Annotated in this window: 25 protein-coding genes and 1 pseudogene; 6 read left to right on the forward strand and 20 right to left on the reverse strand. The window is 42.3% G+C overall.

Features of this window, described 5'->3' with window-relative positions:
* Positions 1-7: 7 nt before the first annotated feature.
* The 8 genes from ispU to ACGF63_RS14475 form a co-directional block, all read right to left on the reverse strand.
* Positions 8-769 (reverse strand): (2E,6E)-farnesyl-diphosphate-specific ditrans,polycis-undecaprenyl-diphosphate synthase, encoded by a 762-nt coding sequence (gene ispU / locus ACGF63_RS14440; protein WP_031280824.1) that lies wholly within the window; start codon positions 767-769, stop codon positions 8-10.
* A gap of 217 nt (positions 770-986) precedes the next feature.
* Entirely contained in the window at positions 987-2,183 is a 1,197-nt protein-coding gene (gene ispC / locus ACGF63_RS14445) for a 1-deoxy-D-xylulose-5-phosphate reductoisomerase (protein WP_152964107.1), read from the reverse strand.
* Positions 2,180-2,317 (reverse strand): hypothetical protein, encoded by a 138-nt coding sequence (locus tag ACGF63_RS14450; protein WP_152964108.1) that lies wholly within the window; start codon positions 2,315-2,317, stop codon positions 2,180-2,182. The genes ispC and ACGF63_RS14450 overlap by 4 nt, the downstream gene beginning before the upstream one ends.
* An 8-nt stretch (positions 2,318-2,325) precedes the next feature.
* Complete coding sequence (gene frr / locus ACGF63_RS14455; protein ID WP_162524269.1) at positions 2,326-2,883, reverse strand: ribosome recycling factor; 558 nt, start codon at positions 2,881-2,883, stop codon at positions 2,326-2,328.
* A 119-nt stretch (positions 2,884-3,002) separates the two neighbouring features.
* Positions 3,003-3,731, reverse strand: a complete 729-nt coding sequence (gene pyrH, locus ACGF63_RS14460; protein ID WP_152964109.1) for a UMP kinase — start codon at positions 3,729-3,731, stop codon at positions 3,003-3,005.
* 148 nt (positions 3,732-3,879) lie between these two features.
* A complete protein-coding gene (tsf, locus tag ACGF63_RS14465) occupies positions 3,880-4,737 on the reverse strand; it encodes a translation elongation factor Ts (protein WP_021324811.1) in 858 nt (285 codons plus the stop codon).
* A gap of 151 nt (positions 4,738-4,888) precedes the next feature.
* Complete coding sequence (gene rpsB, locus ACGF63_RS14470; RefSeq protein WP_021324810.1) at positions 4,889-5,614, reverse strand: 30S ribosomal protein S2; 726 nt, start codon at positions 5,612-5,614, stop codon at positions 4,889-4,891.
* A 324-nt stretch (positions 5,615-5,938) separates the two neighbouring features.
* Positions 5,939-7,165, reverse strand: coding sequence for an RNA-guided endonuclease TnpB family protein (locus ACGF63_RS14475; protein WP_162524270.1), 1,227 nt, complete (start codon positions 7,163-7,165; stop codon positions 5,939-5,941).
* 58 nt (positions 7,166-7,223) lie between these two features.
* Between ACGF63_RS14475 and tnpA the strand changes: the two genes are divergently transcribed.
* From tnpA to ACGF63_RS14500, 5 genes are all read left to right on the forward strand, one after another.
* Entirely contained in the window at positions 7,224-7,610 is a 387-nt protein-coding gene (gene tnpA, locus ACGF63_RS14480; protein ID WP_051477171.1) for an IS200/IS605 family transposase, read from the forward strand.
* A 232-nt stretch (positions 7,611-7,842) separates the two neighbouring features.
* Entirely contained in the window at positions 7,843-8,640 is a 798-nt protein-coding gene (gene map / locus ACGF63_RS14485) for a type I methionyl aminopeptidase (RefSeq protein WP_036843737.1), read from the forward strand.
* 138 nt (positions 8,641-8,778) lie between these two features.
* Positions 8,779-11,427, forward strand: coding sequence for a bifunctional uridylyltransferase/uridylyl-removing protein GlnD (gene glnD, locus ACGF63_RS14490; RefSeq protein WP_387631619.1), 2,649 nt, complete (start codon positions 8,779-8,781; stop codon positions 11,425-11,427).
* A 49-nt stretch (positions 11,428-11,476) separates the two neighbouring features.
* Entirely contained in the window at positions 11,477-12,301 is an 825-nt protein-coding gene (gene dapD / locus ACGF63_RS14495) for a 2,3,4,5-tetrahydropyridine-2,6-dicarboxylate N-succinyltransferase (RefSeq protein ID WP_387631621.1), read from the forward strand.
* 209 nt (positions 12,302-12,510) lie between these two features.
* A complete protein-coding gene (locus ACGF63_RS14500) occupies positions 12,511-12,897 on the forward strand; it encodes a DUF3461 family protein (protein ID WP_023044746.1) in 387 nt (128 codons plus the stop codon).
* A gap of 59 nt (positions 12,898-12,956) precedes the next feature.
* On the opposite strand, the gene ACGF63_RS14505 is transcribed toward ACGF63_RS14500, so the two are convergent.
* Complete coding sequence (locus tag ACGF63_RS14505; protein WP_036843744.1) at positions 12,957-13,406, reverse strand: flavodoxin; 450 nt, start codon at positions 13,404-13,406, stop codon at positions 12,957-12,959.
* A gap of 543 nt (positions 13,407-13,949) precedes the next feature.
* On the opposite strand from ACGF63_RS14505, the gene ACGF63_RS14510 reads away from it, so the two are divergent.
* Positions 13,950-14,312 carry a hypothetical protein gene (locus tag ACGF63_RS14510; protein WP_387631624.1) on the forward strand — a complete coding sequence of 121 codons (363 nt, stop codon included), beginning with the start codon at positions 13,950-13,952 and terminating at the stop codon, positions 14,310-14,312.
* A gap of 541 nt (positions 14,313-14,853) precedes the next feature.
* On the opposite strand, the gene truC is transcribed toward ACGF63_RS14510, so the two are convergent.
* The 11 genes and pseudogenes from truC to ACGF63_RS14565 all read right to left on the reverse strand — a co-directional run bounded on the left by truC (position 14,854) and on the right by ACGF63_RS14565 (position 23,312).
* Complete coding sequence (gene truC / locus ACGF63_RS14515; protein WP_387631627.1) at positions 14,854-15,600, reverse strand: tRNA pseudouridine(65) synthase TruC; 747 nt, start codon at positions 15,598-15,600, stop codon at positions 14,854-14,856.
* A gap of 1 nt (position 15,601) precedes the next feature.
* Positions 15,602-15,934, reverse strand: coding sequence for a YqcC family protein (locus tag ACGF63_RS14520; RefSeq protein WP_387631629.1), 333 nt, complete (start codon positions 15,932-15,934; stop codon positions 15,602-15,604).
* A 535-nt stretch (positions 15,935-16,469) separates the two neighbouring features.
* On the reverse strand, positions 16,470-17,021 hold the full coding sequence (syd, locus tag ACGF63_RS14525) for a SecY-interacting protein (RefSeq protein WP_387631632.1): 552 nt from the start codon (positions 17,019-17,021) through the stop codon (positions 16,470-16,472).
* 2,232 nt (positions 17,022-19,253) lie between these two features.
* Positions 19,254-19,736, reverse strand: coding sequence for a hypothetical protein (locus tag ACGF63_RS14530; protein ID WP_387631634.1), 483 nt, complete (start codon positions 19,734-19,736; stop codon positions 19,254-19,256).
* A complete protein-coding gene (locus ACGF63_RS14535) occupies positions 19,733-20,560 on the reverse strand; it encodes a hypothetical protein (protein WP_387631637.1) in 828 nt (275 codons plus the stop codon). The genes ACGF63_RS14530 and ACGF63_RS14535 overlap by 4 nt, the downstream gene beginning before the upstream one ends.
* A 144-nt stretch (positions 20,561-20,704) precedes the next feature.
* Positions 20,705-21,052 (reverse strand): immunity 8 family protein, encoded by a 348-nt coding sequence (locus tag ACGF63_RS14540; protein WP_387631640.1) that lies wholly within the window; start codon positions 21,050-21,052, stop codon positions 20,705-20,707.
* Between the two features lie 4 nt (positions 21,053-21,056).
* On the reverse strand, positions 21,057-22,151 hold the full coding sequence (locus ACGF63_RS14545; protein ID WP_387631642.1) for a DUF637 domain-containing protein: 1,095 nt from the start codon (positions 22,149-22,151) through the stop codon (positions 21,057-21,059).
* 61 nt (positions 22,152-22,212) lie between these two features.
* The gene (locus ACGF63_RS14550) at positions 22,213-22,530 is read right to left on the reverse strand and encodes a hypothetical protein (protein WP_387631645.1); all 318 of its coding nucleotides are present in this window, start codon (positions 22,528-22,530) and stop codon (positions 22,213-22,215) included.
* 13 nt (positions 22,531-22,543) lie between these two features.
* The gene (locus tag ACGF63_RS14555; RefSeq protein ID WP_387631684.1) at positions 22,544-22,684 is read right to left on the reverse strand and encodes an EndoU domain-containing protein; all 141 of its coding nucleotides are present in this window, start codon (positions 22,682-22,684) and stop codon (positions 22,544-22,546) included.
* Between the two features lie 12 nt (positions 22,685-22,696).
* Positions 22,697-22,930, reverse strand: a pseudogene (locus ACGF63_RS14560) (DUF637 domain-containing protein); the annotation flags it as partial.
* A 64-nt stretch (positions 22,931-22,994) separates the two neighbouring features.
* Positions 22,995-23,312 carry a hypothetical protein gene (locus tag ACGF63_RS14565; protein ID WP_387631647.1) on the reverse strand — a complete coding sequence of 106 codons (318 nt, stop codon included), beginning with the start codon at positions 23,310-23,312 and terminating at the stop codon, positions 22,995-22,997.
* Positions 23,313-23,322 lie beyond the last annotated feature (10 nt).

Genomic DNA, 23,322 nt, shown 5'->3' on the forward strand with positions numbered 1-23,322 from the left:
GCTCCTCCTATGATCCCACATCGGCATCGTCTGGTATTGTTCCGCCAAACCGGCGTTCTCTTTTCGCAAAGGCATTAATTGCACCTTCAAAAACGGTTTCATTAAAATCAGGCCAGAGTATATCGGTAAAATAGAATTCTGCATAAGCTATCTGCCATAACAGAAAATTACTGATACGATGTTCACCACCGGTTCTGATGACCAAATCAACTTGAGGTTGCTGGTTCAGATTAATGTAATTATTGACTAATTCCTCAGTAATATCCTGTGGTTCAAGGGAATTATCCTTAATCTGCCGGGCAATTTTCTGAACACTTTGAACTATATCCCAACGACCACCATAATTTGCAGCAATATTAAGTTGCAGACCAGTATTATTAGCAGTCAACTTAACCGAGCGACAGATACGCCCCTGTAAACGCTCACTGAACCGGCTGATATCACCAATAATAGATAATCTAATATTATGTTTATGTAAACTTTTGATTTCGCTATCTAGTGCAAAAATAAACAACTCCATTAAAGAGCTGACTTCCTGCTCCGGCCGGTTCCAGTTTTCACTGCTGAAAGCGTACAGAGTCAACGACTCAATTTTGTGTTTAGCAGAGAAACTCACCGCACTCCGTACCGCCTTAATCCCTGCACGATGACCAAAGACTCTTAATTTCCCACGTTTCTTTGCCCAACGGCCGTTACCATCCATAATAATGGCAACGTGTTTAGGTAATAATGACGACAAATCGTTCTGATGATGATCGCTGGATAATATCACTCAATTAATCCTTTACTGGTTAGGGTAATTCTCTTGCAAATTCAGGCAGCCAAACATAAAAAAGCCGTGTCTTGTATCACGACTTGGGTAAAGACCTAATTATCTGAAAGAAAACCCTCCAAAATCTGAACTGTTAATTATACCAACCAACAGTTATACGAAAACTATACCATCAGGTAAAAATGCGAACAAATACCCATTTGCCAAAGCAATACTATCTAATAAATGAACTGATAGTGTTTATAGCTAAATCTCTTGCGAGCTTATCAATCTGTAAGACTTCTTCAATGCTCTGAGGTTCCGGTAAATTTAATTTTTCTACAACCTGCCGGTTTATAATAGCAATATCTGTGAAAGAGATTCCATTTTGTAAAAAAACTTTAACGATTTCTTCATTCGCTGCATTCAGCGCTGTAGTTGCAGCCTGGCCTTCGTGGCAAGCCTCAATAGCCAGCTTCAAACAGGGATACCGTTCATAATCTGGTTTCGAAAAAGTCAGCGTGCCTAAAGAACAAAAATCAAGAGGTTCAACACCAGAAGTAATACGATTTGGGTATGCCATTGCATAGGCAATCGGCGTACACATGTCCGGTGTGCCTAATTGAGCGATAACGCTACCATCCTGATAACGGACCATCGAGTGAATAACAGATTGAGGATGGATCACCACTTCCATTTCCGCAGCAGATGCATTGAACAAACAACACGCCTCAATGTATTCCAGACCTTTATTCATCATTGTCGCAGAATCTACAGAAATCTTGCGCCCCATCGACCAATTCGGGTGAGCACAAGCCTGGTCCGGTGTCATAAAAGCCAACTGTTCCAAAGGAGTATGGCGAAAAGGCCCACCCGATCCCGTCAAAATAATATTAGCAACCCCGTGTTGTTTCAGATCCCCGCACCCAAGATTCTGTTGTATTGCCTCAGGTAAACTCTGGAAAATAGCGTTATGCTCACTGTCAATGGGTAACAATTGAGCATTATGTTTTACCACGGCATCCATAAAAAACCGGCCGCTGGTGATCAGCGATTCTTTATTCGCAAGTAAAATCTGCTTACCCGCCCGGATAGCGGCCAGTGTTGGCAATAAACCCGCAACACCGACAATCGCAGACATTACCTGATCAACATCATTCAAAGCAGCCAGATCACATGCAACCTGTTCGCCGAAAAGTACTTCGGTCTTACAACCTTGTTCAATAAGCAACTGTCTAAGCTCTTTTGCGGAAACTTCATCCGCCATCGCAGCATATTGAGGCTGAAATTCCAGACATTGTTCAGCCATAACCTGAATATTCTTCCCAGCGACAAGCGCCGTTATTTCAAATTTATCAGGATGATTGCGAACTACAGTAAGTGTACTTTTGCCTATGGAACCTGTGGAACCAAGGATGGTCAACCTTTTCATACTGATGCTCTGAATTGCTCTGTTTGATGTGTATTGATACTTGTCTGATTTGCCTGGCTATGAATGCCCATGACCTCAGAGAAATGCCGGATAAAAAATAGCGCCGCACGATAGCGACGCTTGATGTATCTCATGAAAGAGATTAGAACTCCATCAGTTCTTCTTCTTTCTTGGCTAAAGCTTCATCAACTTTTTTGATGAAATTATCGGTCAACTTCTGAATATCATCCTGTGCACGACGCTCATCATCTTCACTGATCTCTTTATCTTTCAGCAAAGCTTTGATTTTATCGTTAGCATCACGACGAATATTACGCACAGAAACACGTCCTTGCTCAGCTTCGCTACGAACCACTTTAATCAGATCCTTACGGCGCTCTTCTGTCAATGCTGGCAAAGGAACACGGATTGTTGTACCCGCAGAAGAGGGATTCAGACCTAAATCAGAAGCCATGATTGCCTTTTCAATTGCCGGAGTCATAGTACGATCAAATACCGTGATAGCCAGAGTACGAGCATCCTCAGCGATGACGTTAGCAATCTGACGCAGAGGTGTAGGCGCACCATAATACTCAACAGTGATACCATCCAACAGACTTGGAGAAGCACGGCCAGTACGAACCTTACTGATTTGGCTTTTAAGTGCTTCGACGCTTTTTTCCATACGGTCTTGTGCGTCTTTTTTGATTTCATTAATCACGTTACAAACCCTTGGGAACTGGTTGTTTTTCAAGCCATAAGTCATTATGACCATGTTTATTACATTTGACGTATCAGGCGACTAATCATACCGCCAAACCTCTCTGGTGTCTCTGAACATTATTCGTGGAAAATCAGGGTACCTTCATTTTCACCCATTACCACACGACGCAGCGCACCCGGTTTATTCATATTAAATACACGAATGGGTAAGCTATGATCACGAGCCAGAGTAAATGCCGCCAAATCCATGACTTTTAATTCACGCTCTAATACCTGCTGATAAGACAGCTTATCGAACAATACCGCTTCCGCAACTTTAGCCGGATCAGCAGAGTAAACACCATCTACTTTCGTTGCTTTTAGCACAACATCTGCTTCAATCTCAATACCACGCAAACATGCTGCCGAATCGGTAGTAAAGAACGGATTGCCAGTACCCGCAGAGAAAATAACAACCCGACCATGACGTAACAAACTAATCGCTTCTGCCCAACTATAGTTATCGCAAACGCCATTTAAAGGAATGGCAGACATTAGACGGGCGTTCACATAGGCGCGGTGTAATGCATCCCGCATTGCCAGACCATTCATCACTGTTGCCAACATGCCCATGTGGTCGCCTACTACCCGGTTCATTCCTGCTTCAGCCAAACCAGCGCCACGAAACAGGTTACCCCCGCCAATGACGACACCGACCTCTACGCCTAACTCAACCAGTTCTTTGATTTCCTGAGCCATGCGATCTAACACGCTGGCATCTATACCAAAACCTTCTGCACCTTGCAGGGCTTCGCCGCTGAGCTTAAGCAGGATACGCTGATATACGGGTTTTGCATTGGTTGCCATGATATTCTGTCCTAAAGCAGAAAAGTATATTGGGGATTTACATACATCCAAGCCACTCTGACCAGATGCAAAAACTCAACGCCTACTGGAATAGACGGTTTAGATTAGATAAAACAGAACCGCCATTTGGCGGCTCTGTTTATAGAAATTAAGACTGTTTACTCATTGCAGCAACTTCTGCTGCGAAGTCAGCCTCAACTTTCTCAATACCTTCACCAACTTCATAACGGATGAAGTCAGTCACTTTAGCATTGTTCTCTTTCAGCAGATCGCCAACCGTTTTGCTTGGGTCCATCACGAAATGCTGACCAGTCAGAGAGATCTCGCCGGTGAATTTGTTCATACGGCCAGAAACCATTTTCTCTGCGATTTCGCGTGGTTTACCAGACTGCATTGCGATATCCAGCTGGATTTGGTGCTCACGCTCAACAACGTCAGCAGGGACATCACTTGGGTTAACATATTCTGGCTTGCTGGCGGCGATGTGCATAGCCACATGCTTAATCAGCTCTTCATTAGCGCCTTCAGCCGCAACCAGAACACCGATACGCGCGCCATGCAGGTAAGTCCCCAGTTGTTCACTTTCTAATACAGAAACGCGACGAATGTTGATGTTTTCACCGATTTTAGCAACCAGTGTAGTACGTTGTTCTTCGAACTTCGCTTTCAGAATTTCAATGTCAGAGACTTTATCAGCCAATACTGCTGCCATAACTTCTTTACCAAAAGCGATGAAGCCTGCATCTTTAGCAACGAAGTCAGTTTCACAGTTCAACTCAACCAAAGCACCGAATTTGCCATCAGCAGCCACTTCCGCCAGGATGATACCTTCAGCTGCAACACGGCCAGCTTTCTTAGCCGCTTTCGCCTGACCTGATTTGCGCATATTGTCAATGGCTAACTCGATGTCGCCATTAGCTTCAACCAGCGCTTTTTTACATTCCATCATACCTGCGCCAGTACGCTCACGCAGTTCTTTTACCAAAGCAGCGGTAATTCCAGACATTTGTTTTATTCCTCGATGTATCCCGCAGGAAGATAATATCCCACATGGATAGTTCTTATATCAGATACGTAAAAGGGGGGCCATAACAGGCCCCCCTAACCAATATATTTCAATACCTGGTTAATAAGGGCTCAACAATGAGCTTGCCTTATTATTCAGCTTCTACAAAGCTTTCTTCTGCCTGAACAGCCAGATCTTGAGAACGACCTTCACGAACAGCGGTAGCAACAGCACCCAAATACAGTTTTACTGCACGGATTGCGTCATCGTTACCAGGGATGATGAAATCAACACCATCTGGATCAGAGTTAGTATCAACAACAGCGAATACTGGGATACCCAGATTGTTCGCTTCTTTGATAGCAATGTGTTCATGTTCAGCATCGATAACAAACAGAGCGTCAGGTAAGCCGCCCATATCTTTGATACCACCCAGGCTGTTTTCTAACTTACCCAATTCACGAGAACGAATTAACGCTTCTTTCTTGGTCAGTTTGTCAAAAGTACCGTCCTGAGACTGTGCTTCTAAATCTTTCAAACGCTTGATGGACTGGCGAACGGTTTTCCAGTTAGTCAGCATACCGCCTAACCAACGGTGATTAACAAAGAATTGATCACAGCTCAGAGCTGATTCTTTAACCGCTTCGCTTGCAGCACGCTTAGTACCAACGAGCAGGATTTTACCTTTGCGTGAAGCAATTTTGTTCAGTTCAGCTAACGCGTCGTTGAACATTGGAACAGTTTTTTCCAGGTTGATGATATGCACTTTGTTACGAGCACCAAAGATGAATGGTTTCATTTTTGGGTTCCAGTAACGAGTCTGGTGACCGAAGTGAACGCCCGCTTGCAGCATATCGCGCATGGAAACAGTTGCCATTGTAAACCTCTGTAAAATATTAAGTTGGGGTTATGCCTCCACGAGCCCCATAACACCGACTCTTTAGCTGCATGTTCTGCATGAGAGCACCCCGGTGTATGTGCCGACCCGTGTGTGTTATTTACACAGTGAGTATATTTAACGCCTCTGGTGTTTTGCCTTAGAAACAAATACACAGAACGCCGGCGCGCTTTATATCATAAACCGGCTTAAGACACCAACTTTTGTTGTCATTTTCTGATAGCACAATATGGAAAGAAAAACGCAGTTATGTTGACATCCTCCCCCACTTTCGCACTTCGTGACTCAAGAGGGGGATCCCCGTTAGTGGGCGACGGCTGATCGCTCTGCGTCTGGTTCCTGCTTCGACGGGCGGCCTGACTGCACCATCCCTCCACAGGCAAGCACGGCATGTCCTGCCGCTAAAATGTTACGAGCGCCGTTTACATCTGCGTTCGCGGTATATCCACACACCTGGCACACGAATTTACTCTGCGACAAGCGGTTCTCTTTTGCTGTATGACCGCAACATGCGCACCGCTGGCTGGTGTATGCCGGAGGGACTGCCAGTACCTGACCGCCGCGCCAGCGCTGCTTATATTCTAGCTGACGGCGCATTTCATACCAGCCCTGATCCAATATCGCGCGATTTAAGCCTGATTTAGCCCGAACGTTCCTTCCGGGCTGTTCTGCCGTGCCTTTCGCTGACTTCGACATGTTACTGACCTTCAAATCTTCAATCACGATCATCGCGTGGTTTTTGCTTATTTTCGTGGTGGTCTTATGAAGGTAGTCGCGGCGAATATTAGCAATATGCGCGTGCAGACGCTGAATTTTTCGCTTCTGTTTCTGCCAGTTGGCGCTGAACTTAACTTTGCGGCTTAACTGATGCTGAAGCCTCGCCAGCTTGCGCTGATTGCGCTTAAAACTGTTTACAGGTTCGTATATTGTGCCATCCGAGAGCGTGGCCAGTTTTGTTATCCCCACATCCAACCCAATCATTGAGGAGGATTCATGCTGGGGGTCAGGCGTCTCAATTTCGACCTGAAATGAGATGGACCATTTACCCGCTGACTGGTTGATGGCGGCATTTTTAATTTTTCCGTTCACCTCCTGCGATTGCCGGAATTTAACCCAACCGAGACCCGAAGGCAGTTTTACCCGACGATGTTTAAGTCGACAATATTTCTCAAAATTAACGAAGCGGATCGAATCGCGTCCGTCATTTTTTCTTTTAAATACAGGCGCTTTTGCCGACAATTTTTTATCAAAACAACGTTTCCACGCTCCGTGTAAATCTTTGAGTTTTTGCTGAAGGTTATCCGTGTAGGCTTCCTGCAAAAAGGCGTGTTCCGGCATGTTTTTCCACACCGTGAGCATCCTATTCAGCTCAAAAGCGGAGGGAAGTTTGCCGCCTGACTCAAGAATGCGCTTCGTTTCGTCAAGCCCGTAATTCCAGACGAAACGAGCACAGCCGCATAACTGCCGCAGACGCTGCGACTGTTCTTCGGTTGGCTCTAGTCTGAACTTGTAGGCTTTCAGTATCAGCATTATCATTCAGTGTGTAGTCAGTTTGTTCTCTATCTTACTGTGCCTTCGGCTAACTTCAATGCAAAAATACAAAATGAATCGTTCACGACATGCCGCCTTTCTTTTGCATGTACATCTTGTGTTTGTGACCAAATACCGTAGAAAGATTCTTGGCGAGCGACACTATGCAGGTGAAATCTGCTGTGACTTCGACGCAGAACTTAAAGAGAGTCACGGCGATTTAGATCATGTTCATATGCTGATTGAGTATCCCCCGACCGTTCAGCTATCGGTATTGGTTAACTCGCTGAAAGCGGTAACCTCCCGTCGCTTACGTAATGAGTTTCTGGACTTACGCGGAGCATACGGAAAGGCCGTTCTCTGGTCTCGCTCCTACTTTGCGGGTTCATGCGGTGGAGCACCGCTGGAAGTGGTGAAACAATACATTCAACATCAGCGTGGCTGATGATTCTACGGGCTTTTCAAGCCCGTCCAAATTCCCCTCCCACCTGATGTCGGCGGGAGTACCCTTTGGAGATAAAGATGGATATTCCTAATAAATACAAATAACGGGGGAAATATGGCTACCAACGGTTATTGGCAGATATTCTGTAGGCTGATACCATTGGTTCAATAATTTTTTCCCTATTGATAATCATACAACCAGCAGATTTGCTGGCTTTGAATGGACAAGTTTCATGGCAATCTCAATTAAAACCTCTGAAGATATTGAAAAAATGCGCGTCGCCGGCCGCCTGGCGGCGGAAGTACTGGAAATGATTGAACCTTACGTCAAACCCGGTGTGACAACAGGTGAATTGGATCGCATCTGTCACGATCACATCACCAATAAACAACAGGCTGTTTCAGCTTGTCTTGGTTATCACGGTTTCCCAAAATCTGTTTGTATTTCTGTTAATGACGTCGTTTGTCACGGTATCCCAAGTGATGATAAGGCTCTAAAAAATGGCGATATCGTTAATATTGATGTGACTGTCATAAAAGAGGGCTTTCACGGCGATACTTCAAAAATGTTTATTGTTGGTAAGCCAACCATTCAGGGTGAGCGTCTATGCCGCATCACTCAAGAAAGCCTCTATCTGGCACTGAAAATGGTAAAACCAGGTATTCGCCTGCGCACTCTTGGTAAAGCCATTCAACAATTTGTTGAAGCCAAGAATTTCTCTGTGGTTCGTGAATATTGTGGTCACGGCATCGGCGCAGTCTTCCATGAGGAACCTCAAGTACTGCACTATGATGCAGATGATGGCGGTGTTGTACTGCAAAAAGGGATGGCTTTCACTATTGAACCTATGGTTAACACTGGCGATTACCGCATCCGTACCATGAAAGATGGCTGGACAGTCAAAACCAAAGACCGAAGTTTGTCTGCTCAGTATGAACACACAATTGTTGTAACTGATAACGGCTGTGAAATCATGACCTTGCGTAAAGAAGAGGAACCCGTTCTTTCCGCCGTCCTGGTCAATGAATAAGTTAGACGCTAAATTGTGAAGCCTTAGTGAAACCATACAGGGCTTCCAATCTCTTTCTCTAGCAATATCTCCTGTTCAACACGATATTTTCTCAGTAATCTGGCCGTTATGATTCGCCTTTCTCACGGGTTCATACTTATGCCAGCAGATATCGCCACCATTAAGGCTCCTGTCCCGCCACTTTCTCCAACTGATTTTTCCTGTGATGATCTTCACTACCCGGTGCTGAAACGACACCTCGAAGAATTTCAACTTTGGCTAGAACATGCATTTAAAGCAGGAATTTCCGCAGAAGCCTTGATTTCAGCCCGCAGTGATTACATAGATCAGTTGCTGAAACAGTTATGGAATGTTTATGGGTTTGATAAAATTTCATCACTTTCATTGATTGCGGTCGGCGGATACGGCCGACGGGAGCTGCACCCGCTATCTGATATTGACGTGCTGATACTCAGTGAGCAACCTCTCACACAACATCAAGCTCAGAATATCGGACAATTTATCACCTTATTGTGGGATATCCGGCTGGAAGTAGGCCATAGTGTTCGTACATTCGAAGAATGTTTGCTGGAAGGGCTGTCAGACCTGACTGTTGCGACAAATTTAATCGAATCACGGTTAATCTGCGGCGATCTGTCACTTTTTCTTCGATTACAGCGACATACCTGCAATGATGGTTTCTGGCCTTCCACTGAATTCTTTGATGCCAAAATTGTCGAACAACATGAACGCCACCAGCGCTATCACAGCACCAGTTACAATCTGGAACCGGATATCAAAAGCAGTCCCGGAGGGTTACGGGATATCCATACCTTACTGTGGGTTGCCCGCCGCCATTTTGGAGCAACCTCAATAGATGAAATGGTCGATTTCGGCTTCCTGACAGCGGAAGAACATAATGAATTGAATGAGTGCCAAAGTTTCCTTTGGCGTATCCGCTTTGCCCTTCATCTGGTCGTTAATCGTTATGATAATCGCCTGTTGTTTGATCGCCAATTCAGCATTGCTCAATTACTGGGCTATCAAGGCGAACGTAATCAGCCGATAGAGCGGATGATGAAAGATTTCTACCGAATGACACGCCGCGTCAGCGAACTCAACAATATGCTGCTGCAACTGTTTGATGAAGCTATTCTGGCACTGGAAACCAGTGAAAAATCCCGCCCACTGGATAGTGAATTCCAGCTACGTGGACAATTAATTGATCTGGTCGATGAGACGCTGTTTATCAAAGATCCCACAGCAATTATGCGGATGTTTTATCGCATGGCGGAACATGCCGACGTTCAGGGCATCTATTCTACTACGTTACGCCAGCTCCGTTATGCCCGCCGCAATTTGAATCAGCCATTGTGTGAATTACCCGAAGCCCGCCAAATCTTTATGGATATCCTGCGTCACCCAAGGGCGATTGAAAGCGCATTTGTCCCCATGCACCGTCACAGTGTTCTTGGCGCCTATACACCACTTTGGGGCAACATTGTCGGCCAGATGCAATTTGATCTGTTTCACGCATACACCGTCGATGAGCATACAATCCGCGTGCTGAGAAAACTGGAAAGTTTTGCTGATGAGAACAACCGTGCAGCCCATCCGCTCTGCGTTGAACTATACCCGCGTTTACCTCAGCTTGAGATCCTGCGCCTTGCTGCGTTGTTTCACGATATCGCCAAAGGGCGTAATGGTGACCATTCTGAACTTGGCGCTGAAGATACGCTGGCGTTTTCACTGCAACATGGGCTTAACTCACGAGAAGCTGACTTGGTGACTTGGCTGGTGCGTCATCATCTATTAATGTCAGTCACGGCTCAACGGCGAGATATCCAGGATCCAGAAGTCATTAAACAATTTGCCCATGAAATACTCAATGAAACCCGGTTACATTATCTCATTTGCCTGACAGTCGCTGATATCTGCGCAACCAACGTCAACCTATGGAATAGTTGGAAGCAGAGCTTATTACGGGAACTCTATTTCGCTACAGAGAGCCAATTACGCCAGGGAAATACACCGGATTTGCGGGAGCGCATCCGCCATAACCGCTTTCAGGCTCTTGCGCTTCTGCGCCAGGACAATATTAACGAGCAGAAACTGCATCAGCTTTGGAGCCGTTGTCATGCAGATTATTTCCTTCGCCATACCCCAAGGCAACTGGCATGGCACGCCCGCCATCTGGTGGCACATGATTCTCAAGAGCCGCTGATACTGATCAGTACTAAGCCAACTCGCGGCGGTACCGAGATTTTTATCTGGAGTCCGGACCGCCCTTCCCTATTTGCAGCGGTTGTCGGCGAACTGGACAGACGCAATCTCAGCGTTCATAACGCTCAGATATTTACCAACCGTGATGATATGACGATGGACACTTTTGTGGTACTGGAGCCCAATGGTCACCCTTTAGCACCAGATCGTCATGAAATAATACATAACGCACTTTTGCGGGTCGTTCTGGATCCTTATACCAAAACACCCAAAGCACGAAGATTACCAACCAAACTACGTCACTTTAATGTACCAACAAAAGTGAGCTTCCTGCCTACCCACAATGAACGGCGAACCTATATGGAACTATTCGCACTGGATCAACCAGGATTACTGGCCAGAGTCGGCAATATTTTTACCGAAATGGAAGTTTCACTGCATGGTGCACACATCACTACGATCGGCGAACGTGTCGAAGACTTTTTTGTTCTAGCGGATAAGGACCACAAAGCATTAAATAAAAAAATCAGAGAAGAATTGTCAGAAAGGTTGACAGAAACCCTAAATCCAAAGGATAAAATGTAACTGAATACAAGCCCCCATGATTCGGCTGATAACCAAGGAAACAGATGTAATGCAGCAATTAAAATCCATTATCGAAAGTGCTTTTGAAAATCGCGCAACTATTACTCCAGCGACAGTCAACCGTGAAACACGTGATGCCGTTACTCAGGTCATCAATCTGCTGGATAGTGGAAAACTGCGTGTTGCAGAGAAAATTGACGGTCAGTGGGTCACTCATCAATGGCTGAAAATGGCGGTACTGCTCTCTTTCCGTATCAATGAAAATCAGGTCATGGAGGGTACCGAAAGCCGTTATTTCGATAAAGTCCCGATGAAATTCGCTAATTACGATCAAGCGAGATTTGAAAAAGAGGGTTTTCGCGTGGTGCCTCCTGCGGCAGCGCGGCAGGGAGCCTTTATCGCCCGCAACTGTGTGCTGATGCCTTCGTATGTCAACATCGGCGCCTATGTCGATGAAGGAACAATGGTAGATACCTGGGCAACTGTTGGCTCCTGTGCCCAAATTGGTAAAAACGTCCATTTATCCGGGGGTGTCGGTATCGGGGGCGTGCTGGAACCATTGCAAGCCAACCCGACCATTATTGAAGATAACTGCTTTATCGGCGCCCGTTCTGAAATTGTAGAAGGTGTCATTGTCGAAGAAGGTTCTGTGATTTCAATGGGCGTCTACATCGGTCAAAGCACCAAAATCTATGATCGTGAAACAGGCGAAATCCATTATGGCCGAGTCCCTGCCGGCTCTGTTGTTGTCTCTGGCAACCTCCCATCGAAAGATGGCAGTTACAGCCTATATTGCGCTGTCATTGTAAAAAAAGTGGATGCTAAAACACGGGCAAAAGTGAGCATTAATGAACTCTTAAGAGCGATAGATTAAACTTCAAAATAGCGGATAATAAGTCCGCTATTTTTTTGCTTTTTATCATCATTACCGACCTCAGTCAGTGTTATTAATATAGGTAGTTTGAACGTGGGCACTGTGCATAATCCCGAACGTACACCGAGTACATAAGGAGTTTAAGCACGATCCAAATTCAAAATAACGCATTAATAACCTACTGGGAAAAATACCCTTAAGGTGGTGCCATGTACGATAACTTAAAGAGTCTGGGGATCACATATCCCGAAGAGATTGACCGCTACAGTCTGCGTCAGGAAGCTAACAATGACATCCTGAAAATCTATTTTCGCAAAGATAAAGGAGAATTCTTTGCCAAAAGCGTGAAATTCAAATATCCACGTCAACGCAAAACGGTTGCTTCAGACAATGCAGAGCAAGGATACAAAGAGATCAACGAAATCAATACTAACCTGCGTTATGTGATTGAAGAGTTGGATCAAATTTGCAAACGTGATCAGGCAGACGTCGATTTGAAACATAAAATCCTTGATGACCTGCGCCATCTTGAACACGTTGTTGCCAATAAAATTGCCGAGATTGAAGCCGACCTGGAAAAATTAACCCGTAAATAAAGCGGTTCATATATCACTACACCGCTTATATCCTATCCGGTATAAACGGTGTATTAAAATTATTCAACTAATTCGCCCCACTGTTTGATCCAGGACTGAGCAAAAACTTCCGGTTCAGCTTCTTCTATTGCATCCACCAGAAGAACCTCACCGATTCTTATTGCTCCCTGCTCGTGTAACAGCTCATCAAAAGTACGACCACCACCACAAAAATTCTCGTAACTGCCATCACCCAAAGCAATAACGCCATAGCGTAATTCCGGCTGATAACCTAATTCATCCCGCAAAGCACAATAAAGCGGCTGAATATTATCAGGCAAATCCCCTTGTCCAGTCGTTGAAGTGATAACTAAAATTACCTGATTCAGATAGGATTGCCACTGTTCCAACTCCCCCTCTTCAAATACTTCTATCTCATGGCCTTGTTGTTCAAGGATTAGCTGTGCTTCTTCTGCAACTGCCAGGGCATTACCGTAAACAGTACCAACAAAAATACCAATCTTCGCCATCGCCTATTATCTCTTTTTAAAGGAATTATTAATTATCCTCGCTGGCAACCACAGAAAATTCAACCCTTTCCAAATCAGGGATAATTACTTTGCCAGCTAAGTCGTCGCACCAATCAAATGTTGCCACTGTTGGGCTGCCTCTGTCATGTAAACAATATCTCATCAGCACTAATAACTAATGATATATCTGTCAGGCTAATTACGGACAGATGCACTGATCAATGACTGTGGCTATTCTACATAAAACGGTAACAAGTAATCACCAACATTGCATCTTTAACAATTCCTGCAAAATTAAATATAATTCAAATAGATAACTTAAATTTCCTCTAAAAACCGCCATGAAGCAGCAAAATAAAGTGGTATTAAACTAAGTTATTCAGCCAATAATAATTTAATATTAACGTTACTTTTTGGAAAAATTTTAGCTGATAATATTTTCATTGGTATTAAAAATTACTTATACTCTATTTCAATGAAAATAATAGTAGAATGAAATTACTAGAATGGCAGAAGTAAATATGCATAAGGAGGACGATCACCATGTTTAATAATAGGGCTGTCGTGCTTAGTGTGTTATTAAGTGCTGCAAACATCACCGGCTCATCGGGTCTAATGATCTGGGTAGATACCGTACTTAAAGATGGAAGCATAGTTTTAAATGCTTATATTCCTGTTTTTTCCTATTTATTAGGGCTCTCTCTGGGATGTATAACAATATCCTTTGTCATCCGAAAAGCGAATACTATTTTTTTCAGAAAGAATCTCTTTGGATTACTCTTATTATTAGCAACTATCAATTGCATTCTCTTTTCAGAAGGGGAAACATTGATTCCCGTTTGGTTGGATGCTCTCCATAGAATATTATGGGGAGTAATCAGTGGATTTATTGTCATAACTTGTTGATTATATGGTTCCCTTGTGCAATTGCGATCATTAAAGTGATGAAACCCGTACCTTTCAGAAAAAAAATTATAGTAGGTAATATCATTCAATTATTTGCTCTTGGATTCTGTTTACTTGGCATTATTATGGGCTCGGGTATATTCTACTTGTTATTTACGAACCTGGTATTTTTAGCTAATACACTGATGCAACCCGTTTTTTTCTCTTACCTGGGTTTATATTCTAAAGATTCTCTTTATACCTTGGGTATGCAATCAGGCGTTTATGTATTTATTACTATGATTATTCTTTTTTATACTATTTATTTAGGTGCTGAAATTGAAGAAATAGTTACTGGATTCACAATATTATTAATTTCCTCAGTAGGAACATCAACTGTTTTTCATTCAATAATTAACTCTAAAAAATAATGACATTAACCAGTGCAAACCCATAATATCATATATTGAAAATTTTCATTTATAATATTTTATTTATTCTTGCCTTTGTCTCTTAATTACCTCAATCAAGAGACAAAGCAAACAGGTATTCTTTCTTCGTCCTAATGACTTTCATATTCCAAATCAGGAATAATGCCTTGCCAGCCAAATTGTTGCATCAAATATTGCCACGACGCATCCCATTTTGCCGTAAGTGATAACTTCTCACCGGTAACAGGGTGATCCAATTCAAGCAAACTGGCATGCAGCATCAACCGGCTGGTTTGGTAATGAGTGGTAATCCCTCTATTCTGCCGTAAATCACCATGTGTCGTATCACCAATAATTGGATGACGAATATGTGCCATATGCCGTCTCAATTGATGTTTCCGGCCTGTTTTAGGTGTCAATTCCAGCAGACTAAAGCGTGATGTAGGATAACGGCCAATCTCTACCGGACATTCTACTTTCGCCAATGGTCGATAATAAGTCACACTGGGTTGCGCCTCTTTATCGCTGTCTGCAAATTTATCGGCAATTTTATCCAACTCTTCAACCAGAGCATAATCGATAATATCGGGTTCCAGCACATAGCCACGCACGACAGCATGATAAGTTTTTTGCAACTGATAATATTCAAACTGTTGGGAAAGCTGACGAGCAACATCACTGGAAAGCGCCATTAACAATACGCCTGATGTTGGTCTATCCAGACGGTGTACCGGGAAAACATGCTGACCAATCTGATCGCGCAATGTCTGCATAACAAAGACAGTTTCATGACGCGCTAACCAACTACGATGAACTAACCACCCCGCAGGCTTATTGACTGCCACAATATGATCATCCTGATATAACACTTCCAACATATCAGGAATTACCTTGAATAAATAAGCGATCTAAGGCACGAAGATGTTCAAGTAGTTGCTGACAACGCCCGGTAGCCTCTTCTTTATAAGATTCTTCAAAATAAGGAGCGATAGCGAATGCCGCAGGTAACTTTTCGCCCTGTTCCAGCAACGTATACATTCCCGGAATTAATACCCACTGTAACCACTCTTCAGCCAGCATCGTATCAATTGAAAATGGTTCAACACTTTTGAAAGCTTCCGCTTTAGGAGGATAACTCTGCCATAGGTCAATTTCCCTCATAGCTTGTTCAATTAGTTGTAATTTTTGCAGAATTTGTTTTTCAGTACTCATATTTTCAGCCTGATAAATATTTATTCAAAGTTACCAAGTTCATAAGAATATCATTGATAACCTCTAAGCTGAAAATTTGCTTTTTCCATCAATCAAATAAAGAGAAGGGAGCGAACTAACACTCCCTTGAAGTTGTGCTTTTATAGCAGTCCGGCTAATAGTTTGCTCCCTGCTCATTCCCTGACAGATTATCCTTAATTGGTTATCCCTTACCCATCATTTTTATTTATATTGCATACAATCCTGTTATGCATTGCATCAGTCATCCTGACCATCATCACCCTATTTGTCCTTGAGAAGTTATGCGCAATGATTCCTTTCCTGCGAGGGACAGAATGAATTAATTCGCTGTATGAAACAAGCCATACAAATGGAACCGGTAAATCAGTAAAGCAAATAAAATCTGTAATTATTTATAGGCTATTGAAATAAAATAAAAATAATAAACTGATGTTAAACTCACCAAAGTAAACAATGACATCTCTTACATAAAGTGTGAGAGATATCTCACAAATTCAGAGTTAAAAATCCAAGCCTAAAGAGTGAAGACGGGCTCAATTGCGCCAAGAAACTCAATTAAGTCAGTAGACAGGCGAGTTCGTTTGTTACTGCCAAACTGCTCCAGAATGACTTCACCGGTCAAATTACATAGAGAAATGATACTCATATCCGAATCCATAGTCGCGATAAATGCCGTTGGCGATAGCTTCAGCCGCTTTTGCGTCACCAGATGCCCTATCAGGTTCTCCTGTAAACGGATAAAGTCATCCTCACTCCAGACCTGAATCAAACTAACCTGCTGATCTTCAAACATTACCGTCATATCACCGGCCAATTGCGATGTATAAAAATCATGAATTGCTGGCTGTAATTGGATATCCAGTGCAACTTCAACTCTATTCAGCTTATCTTCTGAAAGAAAAGGCTGCGGAAGCCAATAAACCATGTCATTACCAGTACGGGTAATGCAAGGTGATGGCACACCATAAAGCTCCCTACTGGCAGGTGAGGCTCCGGTTTCCTTTTGCCACACATCAACATAACGACGGGTAAAATCAGCCAACGCCTCTGTAGCATTAGAAATCATATTATTTTCAACCAGTAACTGTTAGGGTGTACTTAATGTTATTGTAAACCAAATATTCTGACTGTTCCCCTGCCTAAAGGCTATAGATATCTACACATCACCAAACTGACCCAAAATATTTTCGGCTAACATTACAGCGAAACCCACCGCACAGCACCCCGAGGTATGGTTCATCATGGAAGCATGGATACCGTTTTATCCATTTTTTATAGCTTACGTAATAATGATGACGAGAGAGCACTTTAATATGAGCCTGTTTAGATAATACTCTTTTTCACGCTGATTTCCTTTCAACTCTCTGTTAATGTTTAATAGATTTCGATTAAATGCAATTTACTGTTCTCCTGAAAATCACGTTTATTAAGTTAAATCTGTCTTTTATATAAACGTCTTAATCTCCATACTTTCGTTTTTAAATAGTCATTCGGTTAAATGTTTTGAGATAACCTCATATTCTTATTATTGAATTAGCTCTGTTGTTTTATCACCTTATTAAAAAACTTAAAATCCGCTTTTAATTGATTAATAAGGCAAAATAACAGCGTTAATCCGATAACAAAAACATGAGATATATTAAAACATTTAACAGGATTAACCGTATTAAGTAAATTAGCAGAAAAAAGTATGAAAAAGTTTAAAAAGCATTAAATAAATGAATGTGGTATTTAATACCATTAACAGAGAATTGAAAAAAATCAGTGCATAAAAGAATATTATCTGAATAAATGGGCATTCAAAATCTTTCTAGCCGTTATTTTACGAAATAAGCCATAAAGAAATAGTGCAATGAAAAATGGATAAAAAGGTTAATTCAGTAAGGTTTACACTCTGAAAAAGCTTGGAAAAATAACGATATGAATTGATTTTAGCGTTAAATCGCATTTAATGGTATAAAAAGAGACATGATTTAAATCAAACGGTAGAAAAGCAATGCTATTAAACGGGATTAAATAGTATAAAACAAGTTTTAACGGATGTATTTAATGTATCGCAGTGTTACATAACAAATTCCACATAACAACGCTGTAAGTCATCCAGCTCGTATTCGGTTGAGTTATTTATTTGCGGATTTTGTTATTCCTATTTTTTATGAATGATTATTTAACTGGTTTATGAAAGAGTTTATTCACCGGTTGAAAACGTTATTAAAGTCGGTTCATTTTAGAAAGCAGATTGTCTGATTAACCGATTCCTGTTTTTATTTATCTTTTTTTACGTGGTATATAAGCATTAATAAAACCGATTCTTTTTCTCATTTTTTACTGATAAATTTATGATGGACTGGTTTTAAATTGTTATTAAAAGTCATTTTTTAACTTCTAGTTTTAATCAATGCAATAAGGTTTTAACCGTTGTTTTTATTGCTTTTACTACTTGATTTTTATTAAGTTTAATCATCATGGTATATTGTGCTTTTACGTTTAACCAACGTTGATTATACTCACTTTTATCTTTGCTAACGCTGTTTTACCGGCAATTTTGCGCAGTTTTTATAAGTCTTTTATCTTCATAAATCAACCCGTAAATAGCCTGATGGTATAAAGATACTCCTTTATTTTTTTCGGATAATATTCTTTTTCTCGCTGATTTATTTTAAGTTTTCTGTTAATGGTTAAATCCGTATTTTATATAAAAGCTTTAATATCTCTGTTTTCGTGCTTTTAAATAGTCATAGCAGGTTAGGTAAATGTAAAATACTCGGAAAATAGCATTGTCGATAAAATACATTAAACATGACAGGGAATAAGCCGTTTTTAGTAACTCTGTACCTTTTAAAAATTTGGTATTAATGGATACCTGCTTTTTACCCTTAGCTCACTAATCACTGAAAAAAGTAGTTTACCAATCACCCAAAAAGGGAAAAAAAGTAAAAAGAGAAAGTTAACCATATTAGAAAGATGACAAATCTATAAAGCAATTCTCATTCCGAGTATTGTAGTGATATTACTCAACCTCGTCTTTTGTCGATTCTATGTCTCAATGGATCCCAAATAGGATGCATCCAGTCAATCAGTTATAACGACACCTGTTCTATATCGAATAGTTTTACTGCCTGAGTTTTCATTGAGTTGTTGAATGTTTTATCCGGTGTATTGCAGCTAATCCAGCGGCCAAAGCATCCAAGATTAAATGGTCTGAGTCCGGTGGAATTCCGGACTCAGGTATCATTAGCTGCTTAGTGTAACCTGTCCAACTTTGTGGGGGCAGTTCATATTTATACTGGGATTTCAATTATAGATTTACTATTTTTACTAAAGTGATTTTCTCCTCAAGAAAAATACACTCTGGAATATCGTTATATATATATATTTCATCTCCCAAATTAAGCAAGCTAATCTGACCATAATTATAAAAAATAAAACTGAAACCAATGACACATTGCTCAATTTCAGAGTAAATAGCATTAAAACAAGATAACTTCTGGCCTATCAATCTATTGAATATTGAATGTTGGGATATATCCTTAATTATTTGTTTCCCGTATTCACCTAAGTCACTCTCGATCATCGGCTTACTGCATACAACTAGTGATGAGCCGTCTTGACCACAAGATATCTTCCTTGATATATCAGCCCCTTCAAATTCGAAAAATAATTCTTGAGGGTGCTCTATATCCTCTACGTGCAGCATATAGACTAATCCCTGAACAGATTTAAGGCGGCTACCAATAATGCCCATTCCCCAATCATGGGCTTCTTTAGAAATAATATTCAACGAGGCTCTCCTTTTAGAGCGTTTTTGACAGAAGTATTATTAACCCCATCTTTTAGGATGGTAACAAAAGTTCCGTCTGGTTTAGTAACAACAACATCATTACCCTTTATTTTGAAGAACACATCACCTCTTGTTCCATTAGGGCCTTGTCCAGCAAAAACTCCTGGGATTGTTTTATCTGCGTTGTTACCTATATCATTTATTTTATCCAGCAGCATTTTTCTATCTGTAGCATTTGATGCATTACCGCCAAAATCTTCAATATGCTTTCCAAGTTTTTTTCCTAACTGAGCATCATCAACTTTGAAAACACTTCCTGCTCCAACACCATTGCTGGGGATTAATGTCGTTCCTGGTTTTGGTAACTGTCTTATTTCATCACTGGCCTTATTGAGCAGTTTGGAAGCTTCTCCAACGTCACCTTTCTGTAAGGCTTTCTCAACCGCCTTGATAGTTTTCCCGGCGGCATCACCCGCACCCGGAATAATCGCTACTGCGGCAACCAGATAATCTAATGCGCTCTCAGCCTCGACAAAGCCTTTGATATCCCCAATAACGGGCACGAAGTCAGTACCAACGCTGATAATTTCCCCGGCTTGCTTACACGCCTCCGGTGACTGCTGACAAAAGACTTTCTTTTTCTCCTCGTAGGTTTTGATTGTGCCTGATTTTTCTTTCTCTGCTGCGGCCAGAAGATGGGCCAGTGAATTGTAGACAATGACAATTTCACCGGCATTGGCACCGCTGTTAGCGCCCTCTGCGCTATGGGTCGCAATCGCACCCGCAACACCGCCGATAACTTTACCACCGGCCTGAATTGCCATCGGGTCGCTAAAGGTTTTATCCAGCGTTATGGCCGCCAGTTCTGCCGCTAATGACCAGACAGTTCATCATTCAACTGGCTGAGAATGACTGACGGCTAAAGGAAGAGTCCAGCTCTTGAGCTGGGCTCTTTGGATAACAACAGGTTAAGGTTGATAATCTTCATATTCCCAGGCAAATACACGGGAAAGCTTTTGGGCTATTTCCATCCAGTCATCACCTTCGCATTGATCAATATAGTCCGTGATGGTTTTTTGGATTTCATCCAGATCATATTTACGTACCAGAAGTGTGTGCCGCATTAGTTCTGGCTCCCATTGGTGTTTGCAAAACCATTCAGGGGTACAAACATTTACCTGAAAATAATTTATACCATCTTCTTGTTCTGGACCTATAGATAGAGTTAGCAATAAATTAAAACTATCAACTTCTTCAGGTACGAAAGTATTAAGATCACACCAATCATTTCCTAAAGTTTTTAACACAGCTTTCATCTTCTTATTTCTCTTTAAATACACTCAAATGACCATCACCAGTTTTAACTTTTTGTCCTGTTATTGGATTAATGGTGTACGTTTCAAAATTAGCCTGAACCCCTGTTGGATTTACAGAGATTGGTGCGTTAGGTTTTTCTTTGGGGTATCTATATACACGTGTACCATCAGCGCTAACTAAGCCAGTTCCATCGCTGATTGGTCTTGCGCCATCACCAACCCATATTTTCCCTAACTGATCAGCTTCTTCACGACTTCCACTTCCTATGCCGAAGTTAACCTTGCCATTATCTCCTTTAATCGCTGCGGCTAGTCTTGAATCCTGTGAAGCAATATTGTGCAAATTTTGTTTTGCCAAATCATGCTTCAATTTCGGATAGGTTGCCGAGTCATATGCAGAGATTTCACTACTAGCTTTATTGATCAGTTTAGACGCTTCTCCAACGTCACCTTTCTGTAAGGCTTTCTCAACCGCCTTGATAGTTTTCCCGGCAGCATCACCCGCACCCGGAATAATCGCTACTGCGGCAACTAGATAATCTAATGCGCTCTCAGCCTCGACAAAACCTTTGATATCCCCAATAACGGGCACAAAGTCAGTACCAACTCTGATAATTTCCCCGGCTTGTTTACACGCCTCCGGTGACTGCTGACAAAAGGCGCTCTTTTTCTCCTCGTAGGTTTTTATTGTGCCTGATTTTTCTTTCTCTGCTGCGGCCAGAAGATGGGCCAGTGAATTGTAGACAATGACAATTTCACCGGCATTAGCACCGCTGTTAGCACCCTCTGCGCTATGGGTCGCAATCGCACCGGCAACACCACCGATAATTTTGCCACCTGCCTGAATGTTCATCGGGTCGCTGAAGGTTTTGTCCAGCGTTATAGCTGCCAGTTCTGCGGCCAATGCCCCCACCGCTGCCCCTTTGGCATCACCGCCCCCCATTTCTGCCGCAAGGGCTGCAACCGCCGCATGGCTGAGGGCTTTACCCGGCACTCCCAGAATTTCCCCGTTATCCCCAGCATTCATCTGGTTACCGATATGGTTCAATAACGCAGCTTGCAGATTATCCGTGAGACTGCCGCCATTTACAGTGGGCATTCGCCACGATAGGACGTTAATAAGGCCGAAAGATAGCGGGGATCTTCCGGCCTTATCAGGTTTATGTTTTACTTAAGATCAGCGCCTTCCATTGTTCAAGATAACCTTTGAACTCTTCTATGCTGATAATTTTCAGACTTTCTTCTGTATACTCATTAAAAATTTCGACGCCATCAGGTTTGATGGTAACAGTATGGGCATTACCGGTGCCCTCCCATTCAGGAAGTTGCCCACTGCTGACTGATTCACATAAGGAAATATATTCATCAGTGCAGGATACATCAGCCTGTACATCACCCCTTAAGAAATCAGCCAGTACATGATGCTCATAATCAGCACCTAAAGCAGGATATCCATCCTCAGCAATTAAAAATTTCATACATTCTCTTACATTAATATAATGGATAGGCGGTTCTGATATTGCCCGATGAATCAAGCCATCCCTCAATTTTTACTCCGCTTGGTGATGTTCCTGACCATTTACCATTTGGTTGTATTGTACCATTTTTATAAGCCCCTCTAATTTCTGACATCACCTTCTGACGTATAGCCGCTAATTCAGCGGCCAATGCCCCCACCGCTGCCCCTTTGGCATCGCCGCCCCCCATTTCTGCCGCAAGGGCAGCAACCGCCGCATGGCTGAGGGCTTTACCCGGCACACCCAGAATTTCCCCGTTATCCCCAATCAGCCTGGCCCCTTCCGAATTCATCTGGTTGCCAATATGGTTCAATAACGCGGTTTGCAGATTATCCGTAAAACTGCCGTCATTTACAGTGGACATTCGCCACGATAGACCGTTAATAAGGCCGAAAAATAGCGGGGATTTTCCGGCCTTATCAGGTTTATGTTTTACTTAAGATCAGCGCCTTCCATTGTTCAAGATAACCTTTGAACTCTTCTATGCTGGTAATTTTCAGACTTTCTTCTGTGTACTCATTAAAAATTTCGACGCCATCAGGTTTGATGGTGATAGTATGGGCATTACCCGTACCCTCCCATTGTGGCAATTCGCCATTACTGACTGATTCACATAAAGAAATATATTCGTTAGTACCATATAGGCTACTCTGCACATCAAATTCTAGGAATGATATGATCAAATGATTTTCTGTTTCAGCTTTAGCGCGGCAATGGCCGCGTTCATCAATATAATATTTCATCTTAATTTTT

This window comes from Photorhabdus sp. RM322S, assembly GCF_042879395.1.
In the GTDB taxonomy this organism is placed as follows: Bacteria; Pseudomonadota; Gammaproteobacteria; order Enterobacterales; family Enterobacteriaceae; genus Photorhabdus; species Photorhabdus khanii.